This is a genomic window from Pseudomonas sp. IT-P253 (genome assembly GCF_949768125.1).
Lineage (GTDB): Bacteria > Pseudomonadota > Gammaproteobacteria > Pseudomonadales > Pseudomonadaceae > Aquipseudomonas.
The window spans coordinates 273,523-292,690 of the sequence record NZ_CATKPT010000033.1 but is presented as its reverse complement, the minus strand read 5'-3'; the positions used below and the strand labels follow the sequence as shown (position 1 = coordinate 292,690).

The 19,168-nt window shown below is 58.4% G+C and carries 19 protein-coding genes and 2 pseudogenes; 7 read left to right on the top strand and 14 right to left on the bottom strand.

The annotated features are described in order from the left end of the window. The first annotated feature begins 85 nt into the window (after positions 1-85). Positions 86-1,627: a phosphoenolpyruvate carboxykinase gene (locus tag ACM6IR_RS18620; RefSeq protein ID WP_414909048.1), complete on the top strand. Its 1,542-nt coding sequence runs from the start codon at positions 86-88 to the stop codon at positions 1,625-1,627. 70 nt (positions 1,628-1,697) lie between these two features. Here ACM6IR_RS18620 and ACM6IR_RS18615 read toward each other — a convergent pair whose 3' ends face one another. The 8 genes and pseudogenes from ACM6IR_RS18615 to ACM6IR_RS18580 form a co-directional block, all read right to left on the bottom strand. Beyond that, positions 1,698-2,969 (bottom strand): type II toxin-antitoxin system HipA family toxin, encoded by a 1,272-nt coding sequence (locus ACM6IR_RS18615; protein ID WP_414909047.1) that lies wholly within the window; start codon positions 2,967-2,969, stop codon positions 1,698-1,700. Further along, positions 2,966-3,448 carry a helix-turn-helix domain-containing protein gene (locus tag ACM6IR_RS18610; RefSeq protein ID WP_414909046.1) on the bottom strand — a complete coding sequence of 161 codons (483 nt, stop codon included), beginning with the start codon at positions 3,446-3,448 and terminating at the stop codon, positions 2,966-2,968. The genes ACM6IR_RS18615 and ACM6IR_RS18610 overlap by 4 nt, the downstream gene beginning before the upstream one ends. Positions 3,449-3,665: 217 nt before the next feature. Beyond that, entirely contained in the window at positions 3,666-4,019 is a 354-nt protein-coding gene (locus ACM6IR_RS18605; RefSeq protein WP_414909045.1) for a DUF1493 family protein, read from the bottom strand. Positions 4,020-4,051: 32 nt separating this feature from the next. After that, positions 4,052-4,666 (bottom strand): putative adenosine monophosphate-protein transferase Fic, encoded by a 615-nt coding sequence (locus tag ACM6IR_RS18600; RefSeq protein WP_414909044.1) that lies wholly within the window; start codon positions 4,664-4,666, stop codon positions 4,052-4,054. After that, positions 4,666-4,836: a YhfG family protein gene (locus ACM6IR_RS18595; protein WP_414909121.1), complete on the bottom strand. Its 171-nt coding sequence runs from the start codon at positions 4,834-4,836 to the stop codon at positions 4,666-4,668. The genes ACM6IR_RS18600 and ACM6IR_RS18595 overlap by 1 nt, the downstream gene beginning before the upstream one ends. Before the next feature lie 277 nt (positions 4,837-5,113). After that, entirely contained in the window at positions 5,114-5,410 is a 297-nt protein-coding gene (locus tag ACM6IR_RS18590) for a hypothetical protein (protein WP_414909043.1), read from the bottom strand. 179 nt (positions 5,411-5,589) lie between these two features. Further along, positions 5,590-5,709, bottom strand: a pseudogene (locus ACM6IR_RS18585) (hypothetical protein); the annotation flags it as partial. A gap of 287 nt (positions 5,710-5,996) precedes the next feature. Continuing rightward, complete coding sequence (locus tag ACM6IR_RS18580) at positions 5,997-6,272, bottom strand: hypothetical protein (protein ID WP_414909042.1); 276 nt, start codon at positions 6,270-6,272, stop codon at positions 5,997-5,999. A gap of 643 nt (positions 6,273-6,915) precedes the next feature. Here ACM6IR_RS18580 and ACM6IR_RS18575 point away from each other — a divergent pair. The 3 genes from ACM6IR_RS18575 (at position 6,916) to ACM6IR_RS18565 (ending at position 10,893) form a co-directional block, all read left to right on the top strand. Beyond that, positions 6,916-8,868, top strand: a complete 1,953-nt coding sequence (locus ACM6IR_RS18575) for an ATP-dependent DNA helicase RecQ (RefSeq protein ID WP_414909041.1) — start codon at positions 6,916-6,918, stop codon at positions 8,866-8,868. A gap of 204 nt (positions 8,869-9,072) precedes the next feature. Further along, the gene (locus tag ACM6IR_RS18570) at positions 9,073-10,299 is read left to right on the top strand and encodes a 3-hydroxyacyl-CoA dehydrogenase NAD-binding domain-containing protein (RefSeq protein WP_414909040.1); all 1,227 of its coding nucleotides are present in this window, start codon (positions 9,073-9,075) and stop codon (positions 10,297-10,299) included. 162 nt (positions 10,300-10,461) lie between these two features. Continuing rightward, the gene (locus tag ACM6IR_RS18565) at positions 10,462-10,893 is read left to right on the top strand and encodes an acyl-CoA thioesterase (RefSeq protein ID WP_414909039.1); all 432 of its coding nucleotides are present in this window, start codon (positions 10,462-10,464) and stop codon (positions 10,891-10,893) included. A 67-nt stretch (positions 10,894-10,960) separates the two neighbouring features. Here the strand turns inward: ACM6IR_RS18565 and ACM6IR_RS18560 are convergent, their stop codons facing one another. From ACM6IR_RS18560 to ACM6IR_RS18545, 4 genes are all read right to left on the bottom strand, one after another. Then, entirely contained in the window at positions 10,961-11,452 is a 492-nt protein-coding gene (locus ACM6IR_RS18560) for a glycine zipper domain-containing protein (protein WP_414909038.1), read from the bottom strand. A gap of 361 nt (positions 11,453-11,813) precedes the next feature. After that, on the bottom strand, positions 11,814-14,162 hold the full coding sequence (locus ACM6IR_RS18555; protein ID WP_414909037.1) for an FdhF/YdeP family oxidoreductase: 2,349 nt from the start codon (positions 14,160-14,162) through the stop codon (positions 11,814-11,816). Further along, the gene (fdhD, locus tag ACM6IR_RS18550; protein WP_414909036.1) at positions 14,159-14,998 is read right to left on the bottom strand and encodes a formate dehydrogenase accessory sulfurtransferase FdhD; all 840 of its coding nucleotides are present in this window, start codon (positions 14,996-14,998) and stop codon (positions 14,159-14,161) included. The genes ACM6IR_RS18555 and fdhD overlap by 4 nt, the downstream gene beginning before the upstream one ends. 94 nt (positions 14,999-15,092) lie before the next feature. Beyond that, positions 15,093-15,980, bottom strand: coding sequence for a LysR family transcriptional regulator (locus ACM6IR_RS18545; protein WP_414909035.1), 888 nt, complete (start codon positions 15,978-15,980; stop codon positions 15,093-15,095). Between the two features lie 60 nt (positions 15,981-16,040). Here ACM6IR_RS18545 and lysM point away from each other — a divergent pair. After that, positions 16,041-16,318, top strand: a pseudogene (gene lysM, locus ACM6IR_RS18540) (peptidoglycan-binding protein LysM); the annotation flags it as partial. 35 nt (positions 16,319-16,353) lie between these two features. On the opposite strand, the gene yrfG reads toward lysM, so the two are convergent. Further along, entirely contained in the window at positions 16,354-17,016 is a 663-nt protein-coding gene (yrfG, locus tag ACM6IR_RS18535) for a GMP/IMP nucleotidase (protein ID WP_414909034.1), read from the bottom strand. An 88-nt stretch (positions 17,017-17,104) separates the two neighbouring features. On the opposite strand from yrfG, the gene nudE reads away from it, so the two are divergent. Both nudE and cysQ read left to right on the top strand, forming a co-directional pair. Further along, entirely contained in the window at positions 17,105-17,671 is a 567-nt protein-coding gene (nudE, locus tag ACM6IR_RS18530) for an ADP compounds hydrolase NudE (protein WP_414909033.1), read from the top strand. Beyond that, entirely contained in the window at positions 17,668-18,495 is an 828-nt protein-coding gene (cysQ, locus tag ACM6IR_RS18525; RefSeq protein WP_414909032.1) for a 3'(2'),5'-bisphosphate nucleotidase CysQ, read from the top strand. The genes nudE and cysQ overlap by 4 nt, the downstream gene beginning before the upstream one ends. A gap of 183 nt (positions 18,496-18,678) precedes the next feature. Here cysQ and ACM6IR_RS18520 read toward each other — a convergent pair whose 3' ends face one another. Beyond that, the gene (locus ACM6IR_RS18520) at positions 18,679-19,134 is read right to left on the bottom strand and encodes a YiiD C-terminal domain-containing protein (protein WP_414909031.1); all 456 of its coding nucleotides are present in this window, start codon (positions 19,132-19,134) and stop codon (positions 18,679-18,681) included. Between the last annotated feature and the right edge of the window lie 34 nt (positions 19,135-19,168).

The following is a 19,168-nucleotide window of genomic DNA, read 5'->3' as shown; positions in this document are numbered from 1 at the left end:
CCCACTTTTTGTCGCGGTAGTAGTGCACGACTTTCTACTACAAAACGTTTGGAGCACACTCGGCCACTGGCCGACGGGGAATCTCATGACGCAAGCCAATAACGCCGTGTACACCGATCTGAGTGTCGATGAGCTGGTTAAAGAAGCCTTGAATCGCGGTGAAGGCGAGCTTGCCGATACCGGCGCGCTGGTTGTTCGCACCGGTCACCGTACCGGCCGCTCGCCAGTCGATCGTTTCATCGTTGAAGAGCCGACCACTCAGGCAGCCATTGCCTGGGGCCCAATCAACCGCAAGTTCCCGGCCGACAAGTTCGACGCCCTGTGGGACCGCGTTGAAGCCTACCTGGGCGAGCGCGAGCGTTTTGTATCCCACGTGCACGTAGGTTCCGATCCTGCGCACTACCTGCCGGTCAAAATGACCACCCAGACGGCCTGGCACAACCTGTTCGGCCGCTGCCTGTTCATCAACCCTGAGCAATACAACCAGGGCGACAAAGACGAATGGCAAGTGATCAACGCGCCTGAGTTCGAGTGCGTACCAGAGCGTGACGGTACCAACTCCGACGGCACCGTGATCATCAACTTCGCGGCCAAAAAAGTTCTGCTGGCTGGTATGCGTTACGCCGGCGAAATGAAAAAAGCCCTGTTCTCGGTTCAGAACTTCCTGCTGCCAGCGGTCGACGTTCTGCCGATGCACTGCGCCGCCAACATGGGCGAAGAGGGCGACGTGACCCTGTTCTTCGGCCTGTCCGGCACCGGTAAAACCACCCTGTCCGCCGACGAAAGCCGTTACCTGATCGGTGACGACGAACACGGCTGGGGCGTGGGCGTGGTGTTCAACATCGAAGGCGGTTGCTATGCCAAGTGCATCGACCTCTCCGAGAAGAACGAGCCCGTCATCTGGAAAGCCATTCAACACGGCGCCGTGCTGGAAAACGTCGTACTCGATGCCAACAAAAAGGCCGACTACGCCGACGACAGCCTGACCCAGAACAGCCGCGCTGCTTACCCGCGTGAACTGATCGAAAAACGCGCACCGAAAAACCTCGGTGGCGAGCCAAACGCTGTGATCTTCCTGACCTGCGACCTGACCGGCGTCCTGCCGCCAGTGTCGATCCTCAGCGAAGAACAAGCGGCCTACCACTTCCTGTCCGGCTACACCGCACTGGTGGGCTCGACCGAAATGGGGTCCGGCAGCGGCATCAAGTCGACCTTCTCCACCTGCTTCGGCGCACCGTTCTTCCCGCGTCCGGCTGGCGAATACGCCGAACTGCTGATCAAGCGCATCCGCGGCTTCGGCTCCAAGGTCTACCTGGTCAACACCGGCTGGACCGGCGGCGGCTACGGCGTCGGCAAACGCTTCAACATCCCGACCACTCGCGGCGTCATCGCAGCGATCCAGAGCGGCGCGTTGATCGGTGCTGAAACCGAACACCTCGACACCATCAACCTCGACGTGCCATTGGCCGTACCGGGCGTTGAGACCGGCCTGTTGAACCCACGTAACACCTGGGCTGACAAGGCTGCTTACGATGAAGCGGCTAAGGCGTTGGCCGGGTTGTTCGTTGAGAACTTCAAGAAGTTCGATGTGAGCGACGCGATCAAGGCGGCTGGGCCGAAGTTGTAAGAGTTGGTTTGATGTAATGAAAAAGCCGCCCCTAGGGGCGGCTTTTTTGTGTGCGCAGGTAATGCCAAGGTCAATTGTCGGAGAGTCGAAATGCTGGCGCCATGTTGTCTTGTTCACGCCTCGACAGACCCAGCGCACTGGCCAGGATCGGCCATTGCCTGACTACCTCTTTGAAGCTCTCAATAATCTCTTCCGCATCTGCACGACTGACTCGGAAGTACTCAGCCACTTCCCGAGCGAGCTCGAGATCCAGCGCGTTGTCAGCATCTGTGATGTTGAGTTTCAATCCATCGGCGTGTGCGACTGGATTCATGTCGTAGGCATCAGACAGGCGCCATCCCCGGCCGGGGTCAAGGATAAAACCATGGTTGCGCAGGTGGTCGTCGGTATTGGAGACCAGAATGTTGAACACGATGCGAGACCACAACTCGCGAAGATCTGCGTTGGCTTCCGAGCCGTGTTCCATCAGTGCTTCTGCTAACTCAAGGTAGCTGGCGCCGACAGATGCGTCGTCACCGTCAACGCGGTCGGTCATGGTCATTGCTGAAGCAAAATGCAGTCGGCCACCCTGTTCGGTACGGTCGAAGCGTTTGACCATGAAGCAGTGATGATCGCTTGCGAAGCGGCGTGCAGTGCCGGTCGCGACACGCAAGCCACAATGATTAGCCAAGGCGTTGACCACCATTTCCCAGCCACCGACGTCATAGTCGTCGCGAGTGCTCGGAAATTTGGCTATCCACAAATGGCCACGTTCGTCAGCGACGCTGGCTTTGGGTCTGGCGCCGCCCAGTGAGCCGCCGGGTGCTATCAGCATTCTCAGCCACTCGCGTCCGTCGGGAGACGTGTTGTCCGGGTCGCTCTCCAAGGCACGGCTTGCCTCCTCTAATGCGCGTAACTCGACGAAAGGAGGGGCGGCTAAGCCATCGCGATCATCCAAGAAATTGCCTTCGTCATTGAGCCTGTAGCGGATTGCGCCGACTCGATAGAGGTCATGAACGCCTAAAAGAAAATCCGATTCGTATAGTTTGGTGCCTTGAGGGGCTAACCCGTCACGAATATCTCGTTCCAGGCGCCGCTTCATCAGCAATTGGCCCCATCGGTCGGGACTTGAGTCGGCAAAAACGCCAAATCGGGTTTGATGTTGACCGGGGAATTGTCGGCCTTCGAAAAGCTGGATACGCGGATCCAGCGATGTGAAGTTCAATTCGGGATCGGCCAGAGCAGCAGGATCGTATTCAAACTCGAACACGTTGCTGGAGCGAGCCTTTCTGGCATGGAGGAACCCAAGACGTCTTGGGCCGTTCAAGGATTCCCAATCGGCATACACCGCTATCAGCGTCATTTTTTACCCGTCGTAGGCTTAGGCTTTTTCTTGGTTAATAAATTGGATAAAGACTGAGTATTCAAAGGGAAATCAGCAGCAAGGTCGGGGCTTTCGAATGCCCCCGTCTCTCTGTCGCGAATAGGTGACGATACCTTCAAGGGCGTCACGCTACGCACGCGCTGGCGTTTACTGGTTGCGAGGGTTGCGCCTGGGATTAATTGAGCATCTTGCAGTTGGCGCCCCAGCTCATCCACTGCGGCTAGCTTGCTCAAGTCTTTTTCCAGACCCAGCACCTGCATCACTGACAAATAGGCGCCCATCGTCACACCTGACCCGCCTGACTCTAGAGAACGCAGCGTTGTCAGAGACATGCCAGCCCTCTCGGCGACTTGTTTGGCTGTCAGTTTGCGGCGCAGCCGAGCGAGTTTCAGTCGCTCGCCAAACTCGGAAAGTAGCTTGGCCGCTGCGGGCAGGAGTGGCGCCGTTTTTTTAGCCATGTGCCATTATTCCTTCATTTTTCAAACTTAACTGCCAGAATAATAGCACTTATGTGTTGATATGCCGGAATACCTCGATGGGTTGCGAATTCGGCTTGGTCTATCCTGCAGCTCCAGGTTTGCGGGGTATGAGTGGGATTTGACAGGTTGTGAAAACTGCCATTATTCCAGCTTAAATCGCACTAAACGGCCAGAATAATGGCACTTATGTGTTCGACTATTTGCCTTCCAATGTTTGGGTGTCCCAGCGTTGAACCTTGATCGCCTTGTAGAGCATGCCAATAGTCAGCGGGATTTTGTCGCCACGCCCCTTCGCCCGGCGTTTGAGAAATACATCAAAATTTTCCGGCTGGAAGTAGCGATAGGCGTCGTAGTCGACGAAGTCGATGGCGAATTGTTCTTCCAGTGCTTCCATCAGGTTTCGCGCATCGGCGCCGTCGCAGCCGAGGTCAAAGTTGATCGCGGTGGTGAGGCTGATGGTTTTGCGTTCGGGCAGGCCGAGTTCTTCGTGCAGCAGCTGCATGAGCAGGTGCATGACGTGGTCGTCGGGGAAATTTGGGGCAAGGTTCATTGCGGATTTATCCGATACACAGACAGAAGTGGTCAACTCGGCGGTGGTGGCATATCCAACTGATCGCCAATACAGCGTTCGAAGATCGCTTCGAGGCCACGATAATCGCACGTTACCGCATCGATATTCGCAGGAACCCATTCGGTGTCTTTGATCAGCCACCAGTCAACTGCAAACCCTGCATTGATGATGATCTGCTCAAACAAGATTCGTTGAGCTCGACCGTTACCTTCGCGAAAAGGGTGAATGACATTTAGGTCACCGTACGTTTCAGCAATTTTAGCGACGAGCTCCGCTTTACTGGCGCCTACGAACCAGGCTGCACTTTCCATGACGCGAAAAATTTTCTGGGCTTCAAGAGCGATTCGGTCTGCTGTGCAGAAAAGCGTGTCTCCTTTCTGGATATTCACTGTCCTCAACAGTCCTGCCCATTCGTAGACATCGGAAAACAAGGATTTATGAATGTGCTGAAAAAGGCTGAGGTCGAACGGAGGGGGGAGGAGGCGGAGTTTGCTGACGGCGATTTCTGAGAGTTCTCGTTCTGCTTTTTGTAGCTGATCTTCATCATGAATGTTGAGCAGGTTACGCAGAACGTCGCTACCAGGGTAGCAATAGGGGTCTTGACCGACCCCGTATTTATCCATCATTAACGTGGATTCTGACGATATTTGTTGAGTACCGACTCCCGCGTGGGGAGCGGCTTCTCAGCATCGGCACGGGAGGTGTCGAAGCCTTCAAGACGTAAGCTCGCCAAGTAATTTGAACGGCGCACCTTGTCGTAATAATCCTGTTTTTGCTGAAAAGTCAGTTCGCTCATGACATCTGCCTCTTTGTGCAATGCCCAAGTGTAGCTCAAACGATCTGGTCGATAGACCGGTATTTTTGATGCGTTGGGAGACGGCCAGCGCTCGCCTCGCACGATCTCGTTCATCTCTTGGACGCTTCCCATCAGTTCATCAAAAAACTTGCTCATGGTTATCTCCAGTGTTCGATGACGGCTTTCAACGCTTTGCGTTTATCGGCGATCAGGTCTGGTTGTAACGGGTGTTTGATCGTTCTCACGCAGAACGTGGGAACGATCTGTTCACTCAACCTCAGGCTGGGGCTTTCCAGTTCAGCATGCGTTGTTGGGCCACCTTGAGTAGATCGCAGCCGTCCTGTGTCAGGAGGTAGAGGGCGTGAGTGATGTGGGGAATGTCTTCGAGATCGCCTTGTTCGAAGCTTTGGCAGTGCAGGGTTCGGAGCAGTTCGCTGGAGGCTCGGATGCGCTGGAGGGCGGCTTCGAGGATGTCTTGCGGGTTGGCCTCTGTGTCGATGATCAGGGGCGGGGAATCGGTGAGGTTGGATTGGAGTGGGCGGTAGCGGCTTGGAAGCGGATTTAATGTGGTCATTGAAGAACACCTCTACTTAATTAGGAATATGCGTTCTCTTTGTCGAGTGACCAAGCCCGAGTCGCTGATTTGGCAGCGACAGTCGGACTATAGGTGTGGGTCGCCGGTTGGCGATAGGCGACAAGGCGTCTTCTTTTGTAGGACCGTGCCGAAGCTTTGATAGGGCGTTGCTGACAGACTTATCGTTTACGCAATTGCGCTCGTTTAAGTGCCATCAGGCGTCTGACTTCTTGATCTGGAATGCTTGGGCGAGAGTCGTCGAGGCTAGCTTGTACCTGTGCTTTGAACCAAGCGTCGTAGGCTAATGACTGTCAGTTAAGAATCTCAGGCGCAACACGCTTCCTGTAGCAGCTGGCGAAGCCTGCGTTCGGCGGCGAAGCCGTCGTAAAAACTGTGCACGAGGTGTTTCTGATGCACCGCGTCGGCTGATTTCACGACGGCTACGCCGCCGAACGCAGGCTTCGCCAGCTGCTACAGATCGCGTTACGGCTTAATTGATCGGCATTAGCGTCGTAGGGCAATTTGGTTTTCATCAGGTTCACCGCGTTATCGTTCTTCGCGGGCAAGCCTCGCTCCTACAGGGGGATTAGGTGGTGGTGGGTTTTGGTAGGCGTTGTCGGGCGATTTCGAGGAGTTCGTTGCCGTCCTGGGTCAGCAGGTAGAGCGCATTGACGATGTTGGGGATGTCGCTGGCGTCGGCTTGTTTGAAACACAGGCAGTAAAGCGTTTCGAGCAGGTCGCTGGCGGCGCGGATGCGTTGTCGGGCGGCGTCGAGGATTTCGTGAGGGTCTGCTTCGGTGTCGATGACCAATACCGGGGTGTCGCTGTAGCTGCTTTTGAGTGGGCGATAGCGGTCTTGCATCTAGGTCAGTCCTTTGGGAAGTCGGGCAGTCTCGCCTGGCAGGCCGACACACTGTTTCGGCCGCGCCGAAAACTATAGAAGGGCGAGAGGCTGCGCGGCAATACGGCTGCAATGGACGGGGTTCGTAGGGGGATTACCGGGCTTTGAGGAAGGGGCCTACGTATTTTCGAGGGTTTTGCCAGCGAAACTGCTGCAGGTGAAGTTTCCTACGGGATGGTCAGGCGTTGCGCAGCAAATCCCAGTATGGAGTGCGCCAGAAGTTGTAGGGCATTTCGAAAATGCTGGGTTAAGCACTAAAAGGGAATTAGGTCTGTAGTGGCTGCCGCGAGCGAGAGCCAGGCGCTGAGCCGCTGCGGGTGGCGGTGTTGGTGTCTGAGTAGGGTTATGATTTTTGTGGTGACTTGGCTGGCCTCTTCGCGAGCAGGCTCGCTCCCACAAGGGTATGTGCATCACCACAAATCCACTGTGGGAGCGAGCCTGCTCGCGAAGAGGCCAGCCAAGTCACCTCATCGCTCAAGCCTTACCGTGCCCTCGCGCCATCCGCTGTATCATCCCGTATCGTTTTTGCCCCCGACCTTTTCTCGACTCGCTGCGATCACCGGCTAGGCTTTGGGCTTCGCAGCGGTCAACGGAGTGACAGCTTATGCACAACACCCTGGAACAGGTTTTCGGTTATCCACAGTTTCGGCCCGGCCAGGAAGCGGCGATCAGCGCGGTGTTGGCGGGGCGCTCGGCGGCGGCGATTTTCCCCACGGGTTCGGGCAAGTCCCTTTGTTATCAATTATCGGCCTTATTGCTGCCGCACCTGACGCTGGTGGTCTCGCCGCTGTTGGCGTTGATGCAGGATCAGTTGGCGTTTTTGCAGCGCCACGGCATTGCGGCGGGCAGTATCGATTCGGCCCAGAACCGCGATGACGCCAACGAGGTGATGGCTCGCGCCAAGTCCGGCGAATTGAAGATTTTGATGATTTCCGTGGAGCGTTTGAAGAACGAGCGTTTTCGCAATTTCTTGCAGCAGGTACCAATCTCATTGCTGGTGGTGGACGAGGCGCACTGCATCTCGGAGTGGGGCCATAACTTCCGCCCCGACTACCTCAAGCTCCCCGACTATCAGCGCCAGTTCAACATCCCTCAGGCGCTGCTGCTGACCGCCACCGCGACGCCCAAAGTGATCGCCGACATGGAGGCCAAGTTCGCCATCGCACACGAAGACGTCGTGACCACCGGTTTCTACCGGCCGAACCTGCACTTGCTGGTGGAGCCGGTGCGCGGTCAGGATAAACGCCGACGCCTTGTCGAATGGATGAGCCTGCGTCCCAACCAGCCCAGCATCGTCTACGTCACCCTGCAGAAAACCGCCGAGCACATCGCCGAGCATCTGGTCCGCAACGGCATCCAGGCCGAGGCCTATCACGCCGGCCTGCCCCACGAACAACGCGAAGCGATCCAGAAACGGTTCATGGGCGGGCAGTCCAATTGCATCGTCGCCACCATCGCGTTCGGCATGGGCATCGACAAAAGTGACATCCGCAACGTGGTGCATTTCGACCTGCCCAAATCCATCGAAAACTACAGCCAGGAAATCGGCCGTGCCGGACGAGACGGGCAGCCGTCGGACTGCCTGGTCCTGGCCAACCGCGACAGCCTCAATGTGCTGGAAAACTTCGTCTACGGCGACACGCCGGAACTGGACGGCATCCGCTACGTGCTCGACGAGCTGCAAGCTGCCGCGCCCGAAGGGCAGTGGGAGTTTATGCTGGGGCCACTGGCGGACCAGAGCAACATCCGTCAGCTACCGCTCAAGACGCTGCTGGTGCAGTTGGAACTGCGCGGGATCATCGCGCCGCGTTACGCCTATTACGCGGAATATCGCTTCAAGTATGTGCAGGAACCGGAAGTATTGTTGGCCCGTTTCGAAGGTGAGCGCAGGGACTTTGTCGCGGCGATCATCCAGACCTCTAGCCGCGCGCGAACCTGGGCCACGGTAAATTTCGACGCGCTGTACGAGCAACACCAGGCCGGGCGCGATCGAGTGGTCAAGGCACTGGATTATTTTCAGGAGAAGGGCTGGGTCGAGCTGGAAAGCAAGCAGATGACCGAGGTCTACAGCCTGCTGCAAACGGACGTCGACAGTCAGGCGCTGAGTGCAGAACTGCATGCCTGTTTCACTCAGCATGAGCGCACGGAGATCGCCCGGATTCACGCCATGCTGAACCTGTTCGCCACTGATCGCTGCCTGGGGTATCGCCTGGCCGAGTATTTCGGCGACGACAATGCGCCGCAACAATGCGGGCATTGTTCGGTGTGTCACGGGGCGGTGGCGAGACTGCCAGCGCCACCTGTGTTGCCGGCGCTTGTGGATAAAAATTTCGAAGCGTTGTGCGGTGATTTTATCCACAGGCACGAACAGCACACCGGCCATGTTCCTTCGACTGAGCGCGTGACGCGATTCCTGTGCGGGATCAGCGTGCCGCTATTTACCAAGCTCAAAGCGCGGTCGATCCCGGGGTTTGCGGTGCTGGAGGATTATCCCTATGGCGAAGTCCGGGCGTGGGCCGAAACTCATCTGTCAGGCCGAACCGTGTCCCTTGTGTAGGAGCGAGCTTGCTCGCGAAAGAGTGTCAGCTGCAGAGATGTCGACTGAAACACCATCGCGAGCAAGCTCGCTCCTACAGGGGTTTCAGTGTTTTCGAGGCGCATCCATCCGCTGAATGTTGCTCATCACAGGAATAAATTTCAAAAGTGTGCGGTGGCTGACTATGGTGAGGACTGTCTTTGGATCGCCAACAAGAGAACAACCATGAGCCAGACACCGTTCAACATTCAGCGCGCTGCCGTCATCGGCGCGGGAACCATGGGCCGCGGCATTGTAATGTGCCTGGCCAACGCCGGCGTGCCGGTGCAATGGGTCGATAACAATCCGCAGATGCTTGAGCAAGCGCTCGCTGCCGTGGCTGAGACCTATGCCCACAACGTGCGACAGGGGCGTATCGATCAGGCTGAGGCAGACGCTCGCATTGCACGGGTCACGACGGCTGCCGATTATGCGGCGATCCGTGAGGTTGATCTGGTGATCGAAGCTGTTTATGAAAACCTCAAGCTCAAGCAGAAAATCTTCCGCGAACTGGATGGGCTGCTCAAACCCGAAGCGATTCTGGCCAGCAATACCTCGGCGCTGGACATCGACGCCATTGCTGCGGCGACTCGCCGCCCGCGCCAGGTGCTGGGCCTGCACTTCTTCAGCCCGGCGCACATCATGAAACTGCTGGAAATCGTTCGCGGCGCTCAAACCGCGCCGGCGGTGCTCGATGCGGCCCAGGCGCTGGGTAAGCGCATGGGCAAGGTCAGCGTGGTGGCGGGCAACTGCGACGGTTTCATCGGCAACCGCATGCTCAATACCTACGTGCTTGAAGCGCGCAAGATGCTGCTGGAGGGCGCCTACCCCTACCAGGTGGATGCGGCGCTGCAAGGTTTCGGTTTCGCCATGGGGCCGTTCCGCATGTTCGATGTGGTCGGCATCGACCTGCAGTGGCGCGCTCGGGAACTGGCAGGCAAAGGTCAGGATGCGGCAGAGGTTCAAGTGGATAACCGACTGTGCGAACGGGGGCGTTTTGGCCAGAAGAGTGGCAACGGCTATTACCACTATGAACCGGGCAGTCGTCAGGCTGAGCACGACGTAGCGGTCGATGCACTGGTATTGGAGGTCAGCGAAGAGTTGGGCTTCCAGCGTCGCGAGATTGACCCTGAGGAGGTTCTGGAGCGCTGCTTGCTGGCGTTGGTCAACGAAGGCGCGAAAATCCTTCAGGAAGGGATTGCCGCGTCTGCGCATGACATCGATTTGGTGTATCTCAATGGTTACGGCTTCCCGGCGGACAAGGGCGGGCCGATGGCCTGGGCGGATCAGCAAGGGTTGGGGGATATACATCAGCGGTTGATGCTGCTTGAGACCCATCAAGGCGATCACTGGAAGCCGGCGCGCTTGATTGGCGAATTGGCGGCAGTGGGTAAAGGGTTTGCTGATTTATAGCGTCTTTAATGACGCCATCGCGAGCAGGCTCGCTCCCACAATTGATCTTCAGTGAACACCGATTTTTAGTACAACCGAGATCCAATGTGGGAGCCTGCTCGCGAAGAACGATAACGCGGTTTTCGCCTTAAACTCGCAATCCAACTCCAGGAGTCGACGCTGATGTCCGACCCGATGCCCCAACGCAGTGACTACATCCAATTTCAGCCGATCACCACCCGCTGGCACGACAACGACGCCTACGGCCACGTTAACAACGTCACCTACTACAGCTTCTTCGACACCGCAGTGAACACTTACCTGATCGAAGTCGGCGGCCTGGATATTCACGACGGTGACGTCGTGGGTTTTGTGGTGAGTTCGGCCTGCGACTACTTTGCATCCATTGCTTTCCCGGATCGTATAGAGATTGGTCTGCGGGTGGGCAAGTTGGGCAACAGTTCGGTGCAGTACGAATTGGCCGTGTTCAAACAAGGGGAAGACGAAGCCTGTGCGGCCGGGCGTTTTGTGCATGTGTTCGTGGATCGGGCGTCGAATCAGCCCGTGGCGATTCCTGCCGGATTACGCGGGGCGCTGGAACGGTTGGTGGTTTGACGGGCAAAAAAAATCGCAGCCCTTGGCTGCGACTTTTAACTGACCGGCAAACGAGGCGATTCAATCCTCAGTCGCGATAGTACCGGTGATGCTTGCGATGACCATAGGCATGGCCGCGGCCGGGATGGTCGTCGTAGTCACGGTAGTAGCGACGATCACCATGGCCGTGACGATGACCATCATCGTCGTCGCCGCCATTACTTTGGTTACCCATGTAGTTACCCAGCGCGCCACCGGCGCCGCCGCCTGCTGCGGCGCCGATCAGGCTACCGCCAGTGCCGCCCATACTGCGGCCGACCACGTTACCGCCCGCTGCGCCCAACGCACCGCCAATGGCGGCTTCGCCACGGCTGTGTTTGTTTGCGCCGACGGCGCTACCACCCGCGCCGCCCAGGGCTGCGCCGATGGTGGAACCTGTATTGCCGCCCAGTGACTGACCGACGACCGAGCCCAAAACCCCGCCCAATGCGCCGCCCACACCTGCTTCAGCGGTGCCGCCGGCAGAAGCGATGCCACTAGCCAGGCTAAGGGACAACAAGAGAATCGAGGAGAACTTCATAGAGGAACCTCAAGGGGATGACGGCGCGATCCTGAGGCTGTGTCATAGTTGTGACAATCGAAATCCGACGAGTAACACGACTTCATCACATTTCTATAAGTTACTGTTTTTTAGGCGGAACTTAAGCGAATTTAGCCGGTCTTTAGCTACTTCGGATAGGCCGTTTTTGCAAAAAAGCGGCCTTTTTTGTGGGCGATTGGAACGTAATCGCAAGGTTGCGGATACATGTATTGCCAGATCCCACGTCATCGCGAGCAAGCTCGCTCCCACAATGGATTTTGGTCGATCACCAATGCTGTGTTCGCTATAGATCAACTGTGGGAGCGAGCTTGCTCGCGATGAGGCCGGATCAGGCGATACGTTAAGCCGACTTTGCCATGATGAGTCCGGTTGCACTCGCCGCTTCCAACCGAATCGCCACGAACTTCGACGTCGGCGTATGGCTGCCATCCCCGATGCTCTCCAGCGGCACCAGCGGGTTCACTTCCGGGTAATACGCGGCGGCCTGCCCTGCGGGAATATCAAACGCCAGCAGCGTGAAACCTTTCACTCGACGCTCACGGCCATCATCCCAAATCGAGACGATGTCGGCTTTCTGCCCCGGCTTGAACCCCAGGCGAATGATGTCGGCTTCGTTGACGAACAACACATCGCGCTGACCCTTCACGCCACGATAACGGTCATCGAGCCCGTAAATCGTGGTGTTGTACTGATCGTGGGAACGCATGGACTGCATGATCAAATCCGGCAACACGCCGGTGGCGCGAGTGCGTTCATGCACCAGGTCTTCAGGCAGGACGTTCGCCCGGAAATTGGCGCGACCCGATGCGGTGTTCCACTGGCGGGCGTTGGCACTGTTACCGAGGTAGAAACCGCCCGGGTTCTTGACCTTCTCGTTGAAATCCCGGAAGCCCGGAATGGTGTCGGCAATCAGGTCGCGAATGCGGTCGTAGTCGGCGACCAGATAGTTCCAGTCCACCGGGTTGCTGCCCAGGGTGGCGGCAGCGATGCCGGCGATGATCGACGGCTCCGAGCGCATCTGGTTCGACAGCGGCCGCAATTGACCGTTAGAGGCGTGAACCATGCTGAACGAGTCTTCGACGGTCACCGCTTGCGGGCCTTCGATCTGCATGTCGATGTCGGTACGGCCCAGGCACGGCAGGATCAGCGCCTCTTTACCGTGCGCCAAATGGCTGCGGTTGAGTTTGGTGCTGATTTGCACGGTCAGGTCACAGTTGCTCAGGGCCTGGAAGGTCCGTGAGCTGTCCGGGGTGGCTTGGGCGAAGTTGCCGCCCAGCCCGATAAAGACTTTCGCCTGGCCGTCGGCCATGGCATGAATTGCCTCGACCACGTTGTGGCCATTTTCACGCGGCGCCTTGAACTGGAAACGACGCTCCAGGGCATCAAGGAACGCCGCTGGCGGACGCTCGTTGATGCCCATGGTCCGGTCGCCCTGTACGTTACTGTGGCCACGCACCGGGCACAGGCCGGCACCGGGCCGGCCGATGTTGCCGCGCAGCAGCATCAGGTTGGCGATTTCCTGGATGGTCGGCACCGAATGGCGATGCTGGGTGATGCCCATCGCCCAGCACATGATCACGCTTTTGCTCTGGGCGTACATGCGCGCCGCTTGCTCGATTTCCACCAGGGTCAGGCCGGACTGCTCGACGATCTGCTCCCACGGGGTGTCGTCAATGACGCCAAGGTATTCCAGCACGTTGACGCTGTGTTCATTGAGGAAGTCGTGATCGAACACCGCCGGCTTGCCAGCCTTCTGGGCATCGCGCTCCCATTGCAGCAGGAATTTCGCCATGCCACGCAGGATCGCCATGTCACCCCCCAATGCCGGACGGAAGTACGCGGTATTGGTCGGCTTGTCGCCGTTGGTGAGCATCTCGATCGGGTGTTGCGGGTGCTGGAAGCGTTCCAGGCCGCGCTCTTTCAGCGGGTTGATGCACACCACCTGCGCCCCGCGTTTCACCGCTTCGCGCAGCGGTTCGAGCATCCGCGGGTGGTTGGTGCCAGGGTTCTGGCCCCAGACAAAAATCGCATCCGCGTGTTCGAAGTCGTCGAAGGTCACGGTGCCTTTGCCGACGCCAACGCTCTGCGCCAACGCAACGCCACTGGCTTCGTGGCACATGTTCGAGCAGTCGGGGAAATTGTTGGTGCCATAGGCGCGCACGAACAATTGATAGAGGAACGCCGCTTCGTTGCTGGCGCGGCCCGAAGTGTAGAACTCGGCCTGATTCGGGCTCGACAGGCCCCGCAAATGTTTGCCGATCAGCGCGAAGGCGGCTTCCCAACTAATGGGTTTGTAGCGGTCGGTTTCAGCGTCGTAGCTCATCGGCTCGGTCAAACGGCCCTGGTACTCGAGCCAATAATCGCTTTGCTCCAGCAACGAGCTAACGCTGTGTCTGGCGAAAAACGCGCCATCGACGCGCCGTTTGGTCGCTTCCCAGTTCACGGCTTTGGCGCCGTTTTCGCAGAACATCACCATGCCCTTTTCCGGAGAATCGCCCCATGCACAACCTGGGCAGTCGAAGCCGCCGTTCTGGTTGGTCTTGAGCATGATTCGCAGGTTTTTCAGCGCGTTGTCGCTGTTCAACCAGGCATGGGCAACGCTGATCAGCGCGCCCCAGCCACCGGCCGCGCCTTTATAGGGCTTGTAGCGGGGGACGGGATTCTGGTTGGGTTGTTGAAGTTGACTCACGCTTGGTTCTCCATCGCTGGGCTGTAGACCCGCGGTGCACTTTTCTGCGGCAGGTGGATGAGATTGAGGTTATGGCGACGGGCCCATTGCACGGCAAGGCCCGTGGGCGACGACAGGCTGACCAGGGTCTGGATACCTGCGCGCAATACTTTTTGGATCAATTCGAGACTGCAGCGGCTGGTGACAATGGCCAGGCCGCCGGTGATCGGAATCTTCTGACGGATCAGCCCGCCGATCAGCTTGTCGAGGGCGTTATGCCGGCCGATGTCTTCGCGGCCCAGCAGCAATTCTCCCTGGCCGTTCATGAACACCGCCGCATGCACCGCGCCGCAATGCTGGCCCAGCGGCTGAAAAGCGCCGATGCGCTGGCGCAGTCCGTCGAGCCATTCGGCAGGCGGCAGTGGTGCGCCGGGCAGCACTTTGAGGTCTGGCAACGCCTGTTCCACGGCCTCCACGCCACAGAGCCCGCAGCCGCTGGTGCCGGCGAGCTGCCGGCGCTGTTGCTTGAGGTTCCAGAACGCGCGGTTGGCGATGGTCACTTGCGCGTATTGCGCCGAGCCCGAGCCGCTGAGTTGCAGGTCATAGATGTCGGCGGCGTCTTCGATGATCCCGCTGCCGAGGCTGAAGCCGACGATGAAGTCTTCCAGATCCGTCGGCGTCACCAGCATCACAGCCTGGCTGATGCCGTTATAGGCGATCGCCAACGCGACCTCTTCAGCCAGCGCGGTGCTGGCCGATTCGGTGTATTGAAGGTCACAGTAACTGTAGGTCTGGCTTGCAGCGGGCGCGGGTGTTTCGAGGGCAGGCGCCGCGCAGGCAGGGCGCTTGGTGTTCATGAGGCATCACCGACGGTTTGGTCAGCTATAAGCCTAGGCGCGTCAACTTGTCGCGTCTAATCGCTATTACTGATCTGCTGATAGATGCCGTCGATCAAGAGCCCGTCGGCGATTGCTGATAGAGCGCGAAACAGGCTTCTGCCAGTGCCGAACGTGGCGCGCTGCGACGCATGATCAGCCCCAGCCGGGCGAGGGTCTGGGCGTTTTCGATCGGTTGCAGACGCAAATGGTCGGTGAGGTTTTCCAGGCCACCGTCCAAAGGCATTACCGCGCAGCAGAACCCGCCGTGCACTGCTTGTAACAATTGGTGGACGGCATCGGTCTGCAGCAACGGCTGCGGTGTCAGGCCACGACTGTGAAAGTTATGGTCAATGGACTGGCGAAAATGCATGCCGCTAGTGAGCATGCCCAGCGGCAGTTCGATCAGCGACTCCCAGCTCAATGGCGCCTCATCGAAGCTGAAGAAGCGCTGATCGTAGAGCAGGCCCATGCGGGTTTCGTTGAGCGCCAGGGAATCGAAGCGTTCGCTGTCCAGGCGTTCCAGGTACGACACGCCGAGGTCCAGGCGGTTGTTCGCCAACTGTTCGAGAATCTGCTCGGAACTGAGGGCCGAGAGCTCGAAGCGCAGATTCGGGTGCTGCGCGTGCAAGCGTTGCATCAGCGGCAGTGGATCGAAGCTCGACAGCGGCACCACGCCCAACCGCAACGTGCCCACGAGGTTGCCGCGACAGGCCGCCGCTTCGGCCTGCAAGCCGTCGCAGGCCGCCAGCACCGTTCGCGCCCATGCCAGCACCCGTTCGCCCGGGGCGGTGAACCCTTCGAAGCGTTGGCCACGGTTGACCAGTGGCAACTCAAGTTCTTCTTCGAGGCTGCGCAGGCGCATGGACAGGGTCGGCTGGGTGATGTGACAGCGTGCGGCGGCCAGGCCGAAATGTCGGGTCTCGTCGAGCGCGATGAGGAATTTCAGCTGCTTGATGTCCATCTTCGCTCCAAGGCGCGGGAAGGTGCGGATTCTAGCGCTTGGGGGTCAGCGGCGTCATTGACCGGTGATGTGGCGAGCCAGGAAGAAAAAGAAAAGATCCTGCTGGCTATGGGCAATATTGAAGGTGTCGGCAGCGTCGATGATCAGATCACCGTGACCGAGCCAGTGGTGGTGGCCGCGAAGTTTGTCACGGTGGTGAAGGGCGACACCCTCAGCGCCATTTCGCTGAGGTATATGGTGATGCCAACAAGTATCAAAAGTTCTTCGATGCCAACAAACCGATGCTCAAGGATGTGAACAAGATTTATCCGGGGCAGTCGTTGCGGATTCCTGAATAACTTTAAGTCCGCCATCGCGAGCAAGCGACTCGGTATTAGAGCCCTGCAATGAGCTCCCGATAATCCCCCACCGCCGCAAATTCCGCCGTGTCCTTCGGCCCTTTGCGGCTGTCCGGCTCGCTCACCGCCAACAAATGCGCCACACCAAAATTGCGCGCACTGCGCAGGATCGGCAACGTATCGTCGATAAACAGACTGCGTGCCGGGTCAAATCCGATATCCGCCTTCAAAGCATCCCAGAACTGCGGGTTTTCCTTGGCGAAGCCGTAATCGTGAGAGCTGATCAACCGCTCGAAGAACGGCGCCAGTTCGATTCTTTCCAGCTTCAATGACAGGGAATCACGGTGCGCATTGGTAATCATCACCACGCGCTTGCCGGCCTGTTTGAGTGCCGCCAGAAACGTGTCCGCATCCGGGCGCAGGGCAATGAGGTGCGCGGTTTCGAGCTTCAGTTCACGTACCGGCAGTTTCAGCTCGGCGCTCCAGAAATCCAGGCAATACCACTGCAGCTGGCCCGCATTGCGTTCGAACAGCGGCTGCAATTCCATCTCGGCCATGGCGCGGCTCACCCCGTGCAATTCGGCGTAACGCTGCGGCAGGTGTTCCATCCAGAAATGGTTGTCGTAGTGCAGGTCCAGCAGCGTGCCGTCCATGTCCAGCAAAACGGTGTCGATGTCGTGCCAGGGCAGCAAGGGCATAAAAACTCTCCAGCGGTAAAAAACAGATCCGAGGTAAACAATCAGGATAGGCCGGGTATAGTAACGCGTTCACGCCAAGGAGCTTTTCATGCGCCAAAAACCCACCATACTGGCCCGCGAGATCGTCGCCACCAGCCGCTTGTTCTGCGTCGAAGAGCTGAAATTGCGCTTTTCCAATGGCGTGGAGCGCACTTACGAGCGACTGGTCGGCAAGGGCGCCGGTTATGGCGCAGTGATGATTGTGGCGATGCTCGATGCGGACCACGCGGTGCTGGTCGAAGAGTATTGCGGCGGCACCGACGAATACGAGTTGTCCTTGCCCAAGGGGTTGATCGAGCCGGGCGAAGACGTGTTGGCGGCCGCAGAGCGGGAGCTCAAGGAAGAGGCTGGCTATGGGGCGCGTCAATTGGAGCATCTGACCGAGTTGTCGTTGTCACCCGGTTACATGAGCCAGAAGATTCAGGTGGTGCTGGCCACCGATCTGTATGAAGACCGTCTGGAGGGCGACGAACCCGAGCCGATGGGCGTGGACAAGGTCAACCTGCGTGAGCTGTCGGCGCTGGCCCAAAACCCGCAATTCACTGAAGGCCGTGCCTTGGCGGCGTTGTATCTGGCCCGTGATTTACTGACTCAGCGTGGGGTGTTTCTGCCATGAATTTTCCGCATCCATTGATGGCGCCGGTCGTTGAACTGGCATTGAAGGCTGGCGAAGTTATTTTGCCGTTCTGGCGCGCGAATGTAGCGGTCACGGCGAAGTCCGATGATTCGCCGGTCACCGCCGCCGACCTGGCGGCCCACCATTTGATCCTGGACGGCCTGACGGCGCTGGACCCGAGCATCCCGGTACTGTCCGAAGAGGACGCCAACATTCCTCAAAGCGTACGCGCCGGTTGGCAGCGTTGGTGGCTGGTGGACCCGTTGGACGGGACCAAGGAATTCATCTCGGGCAGCGAAGAATTCACCGTCAACATTGCGCTGATCGAGCAAGGACGGGTGGTGTTTGGTGTGGTCTCGATGCCGACCAACGGGCGTTTTTATGTCGGTGGCGCAGGGTTGGGTGCATGGCGTGGCGACCAGGGCGGTGAGCCGATGCCGATTCAGGTTCGCGACGTTCCTGCGGCGGGTGAAGCGTTTACCGTGGTCGCCAGTCGTCGGCATTCGAGCCCCGAGCAGGAGCGCTTGCTGGCCGGGTTGAGCGACAGCCTGGGTGAGCTTCAATTGGCCAATATCGGCAGTTCGCTGAAGTTTTGTTTGTTGGCGGAAGGGGCGGCGGATTGTTACCCGCGCCTGGCACCGACTTCGCAGTGGGACACGGCGGCGGCGCAGGGTGTGCTGGAAGGGGCGGGCGGCGAGGTGCTGGATCTGAGCGGTGCGCCGTTTTGTTATCCGGCGCGGGAATCGCTGTTGAATGAGTTTTTCCTGGCGCTGCCGGCGAAGGCGGCTTGGCGGGAGAAATTGCTGGCGTTGGCTCGGGCCTGAAGATCAAAAGATCGCAGCCTCGTTTCACTCGACAGCTCCTACAGAGAAACGCGCCCCCCCCTGTAGGAGCGAGCTAGCTCGCGATGAACCTGAGAACACCGCTGGCTGTCAGGATTGCTGCGTTATCGTTAACGCCCATCGTCGGAACGCCGCCCGGAGCAAGCTCGCTCCTACGCATAACGGCTAGCGGTGTAGAACGAATTGCCCGGTAAACGTCACCGCAGCGTCTTCACTCCCGGCATTGACGACTCGCGTATGCAGCGTCAAACGCGCCCGGCCATAGCGCTTATACATCGCCAGAAACTTCTTCCACACTGCAGCACTTGGCGCCTGGCATATCGCTGTCGCGTCGATGGTCACCGGCAACGGATAGCTGATCTGCCCTTCCTGAATCACGATGTGCCCGTCTTCAATCCCTTCTTCACGCAGGCGCAGATGCAACCAGCCCCAACCGGCCAGTACCGCGCCGCAATACAGGCTGCCGCCAAACATGGTGCTCTTGTGGTTGATGTTGGCGTCCAGCGGCAAGTACAGACGTAACTGCTGGTCGTGCCAGTCGAGCACTTTGATGCCCATTTCCCGCGTCAGGGGAATATCGCGATGGAGGACTGATTCCAGGTGACGACTGTCGCGGTTCATTCATAGGCCTCTTGTTTGAAAATGATGATTTGAC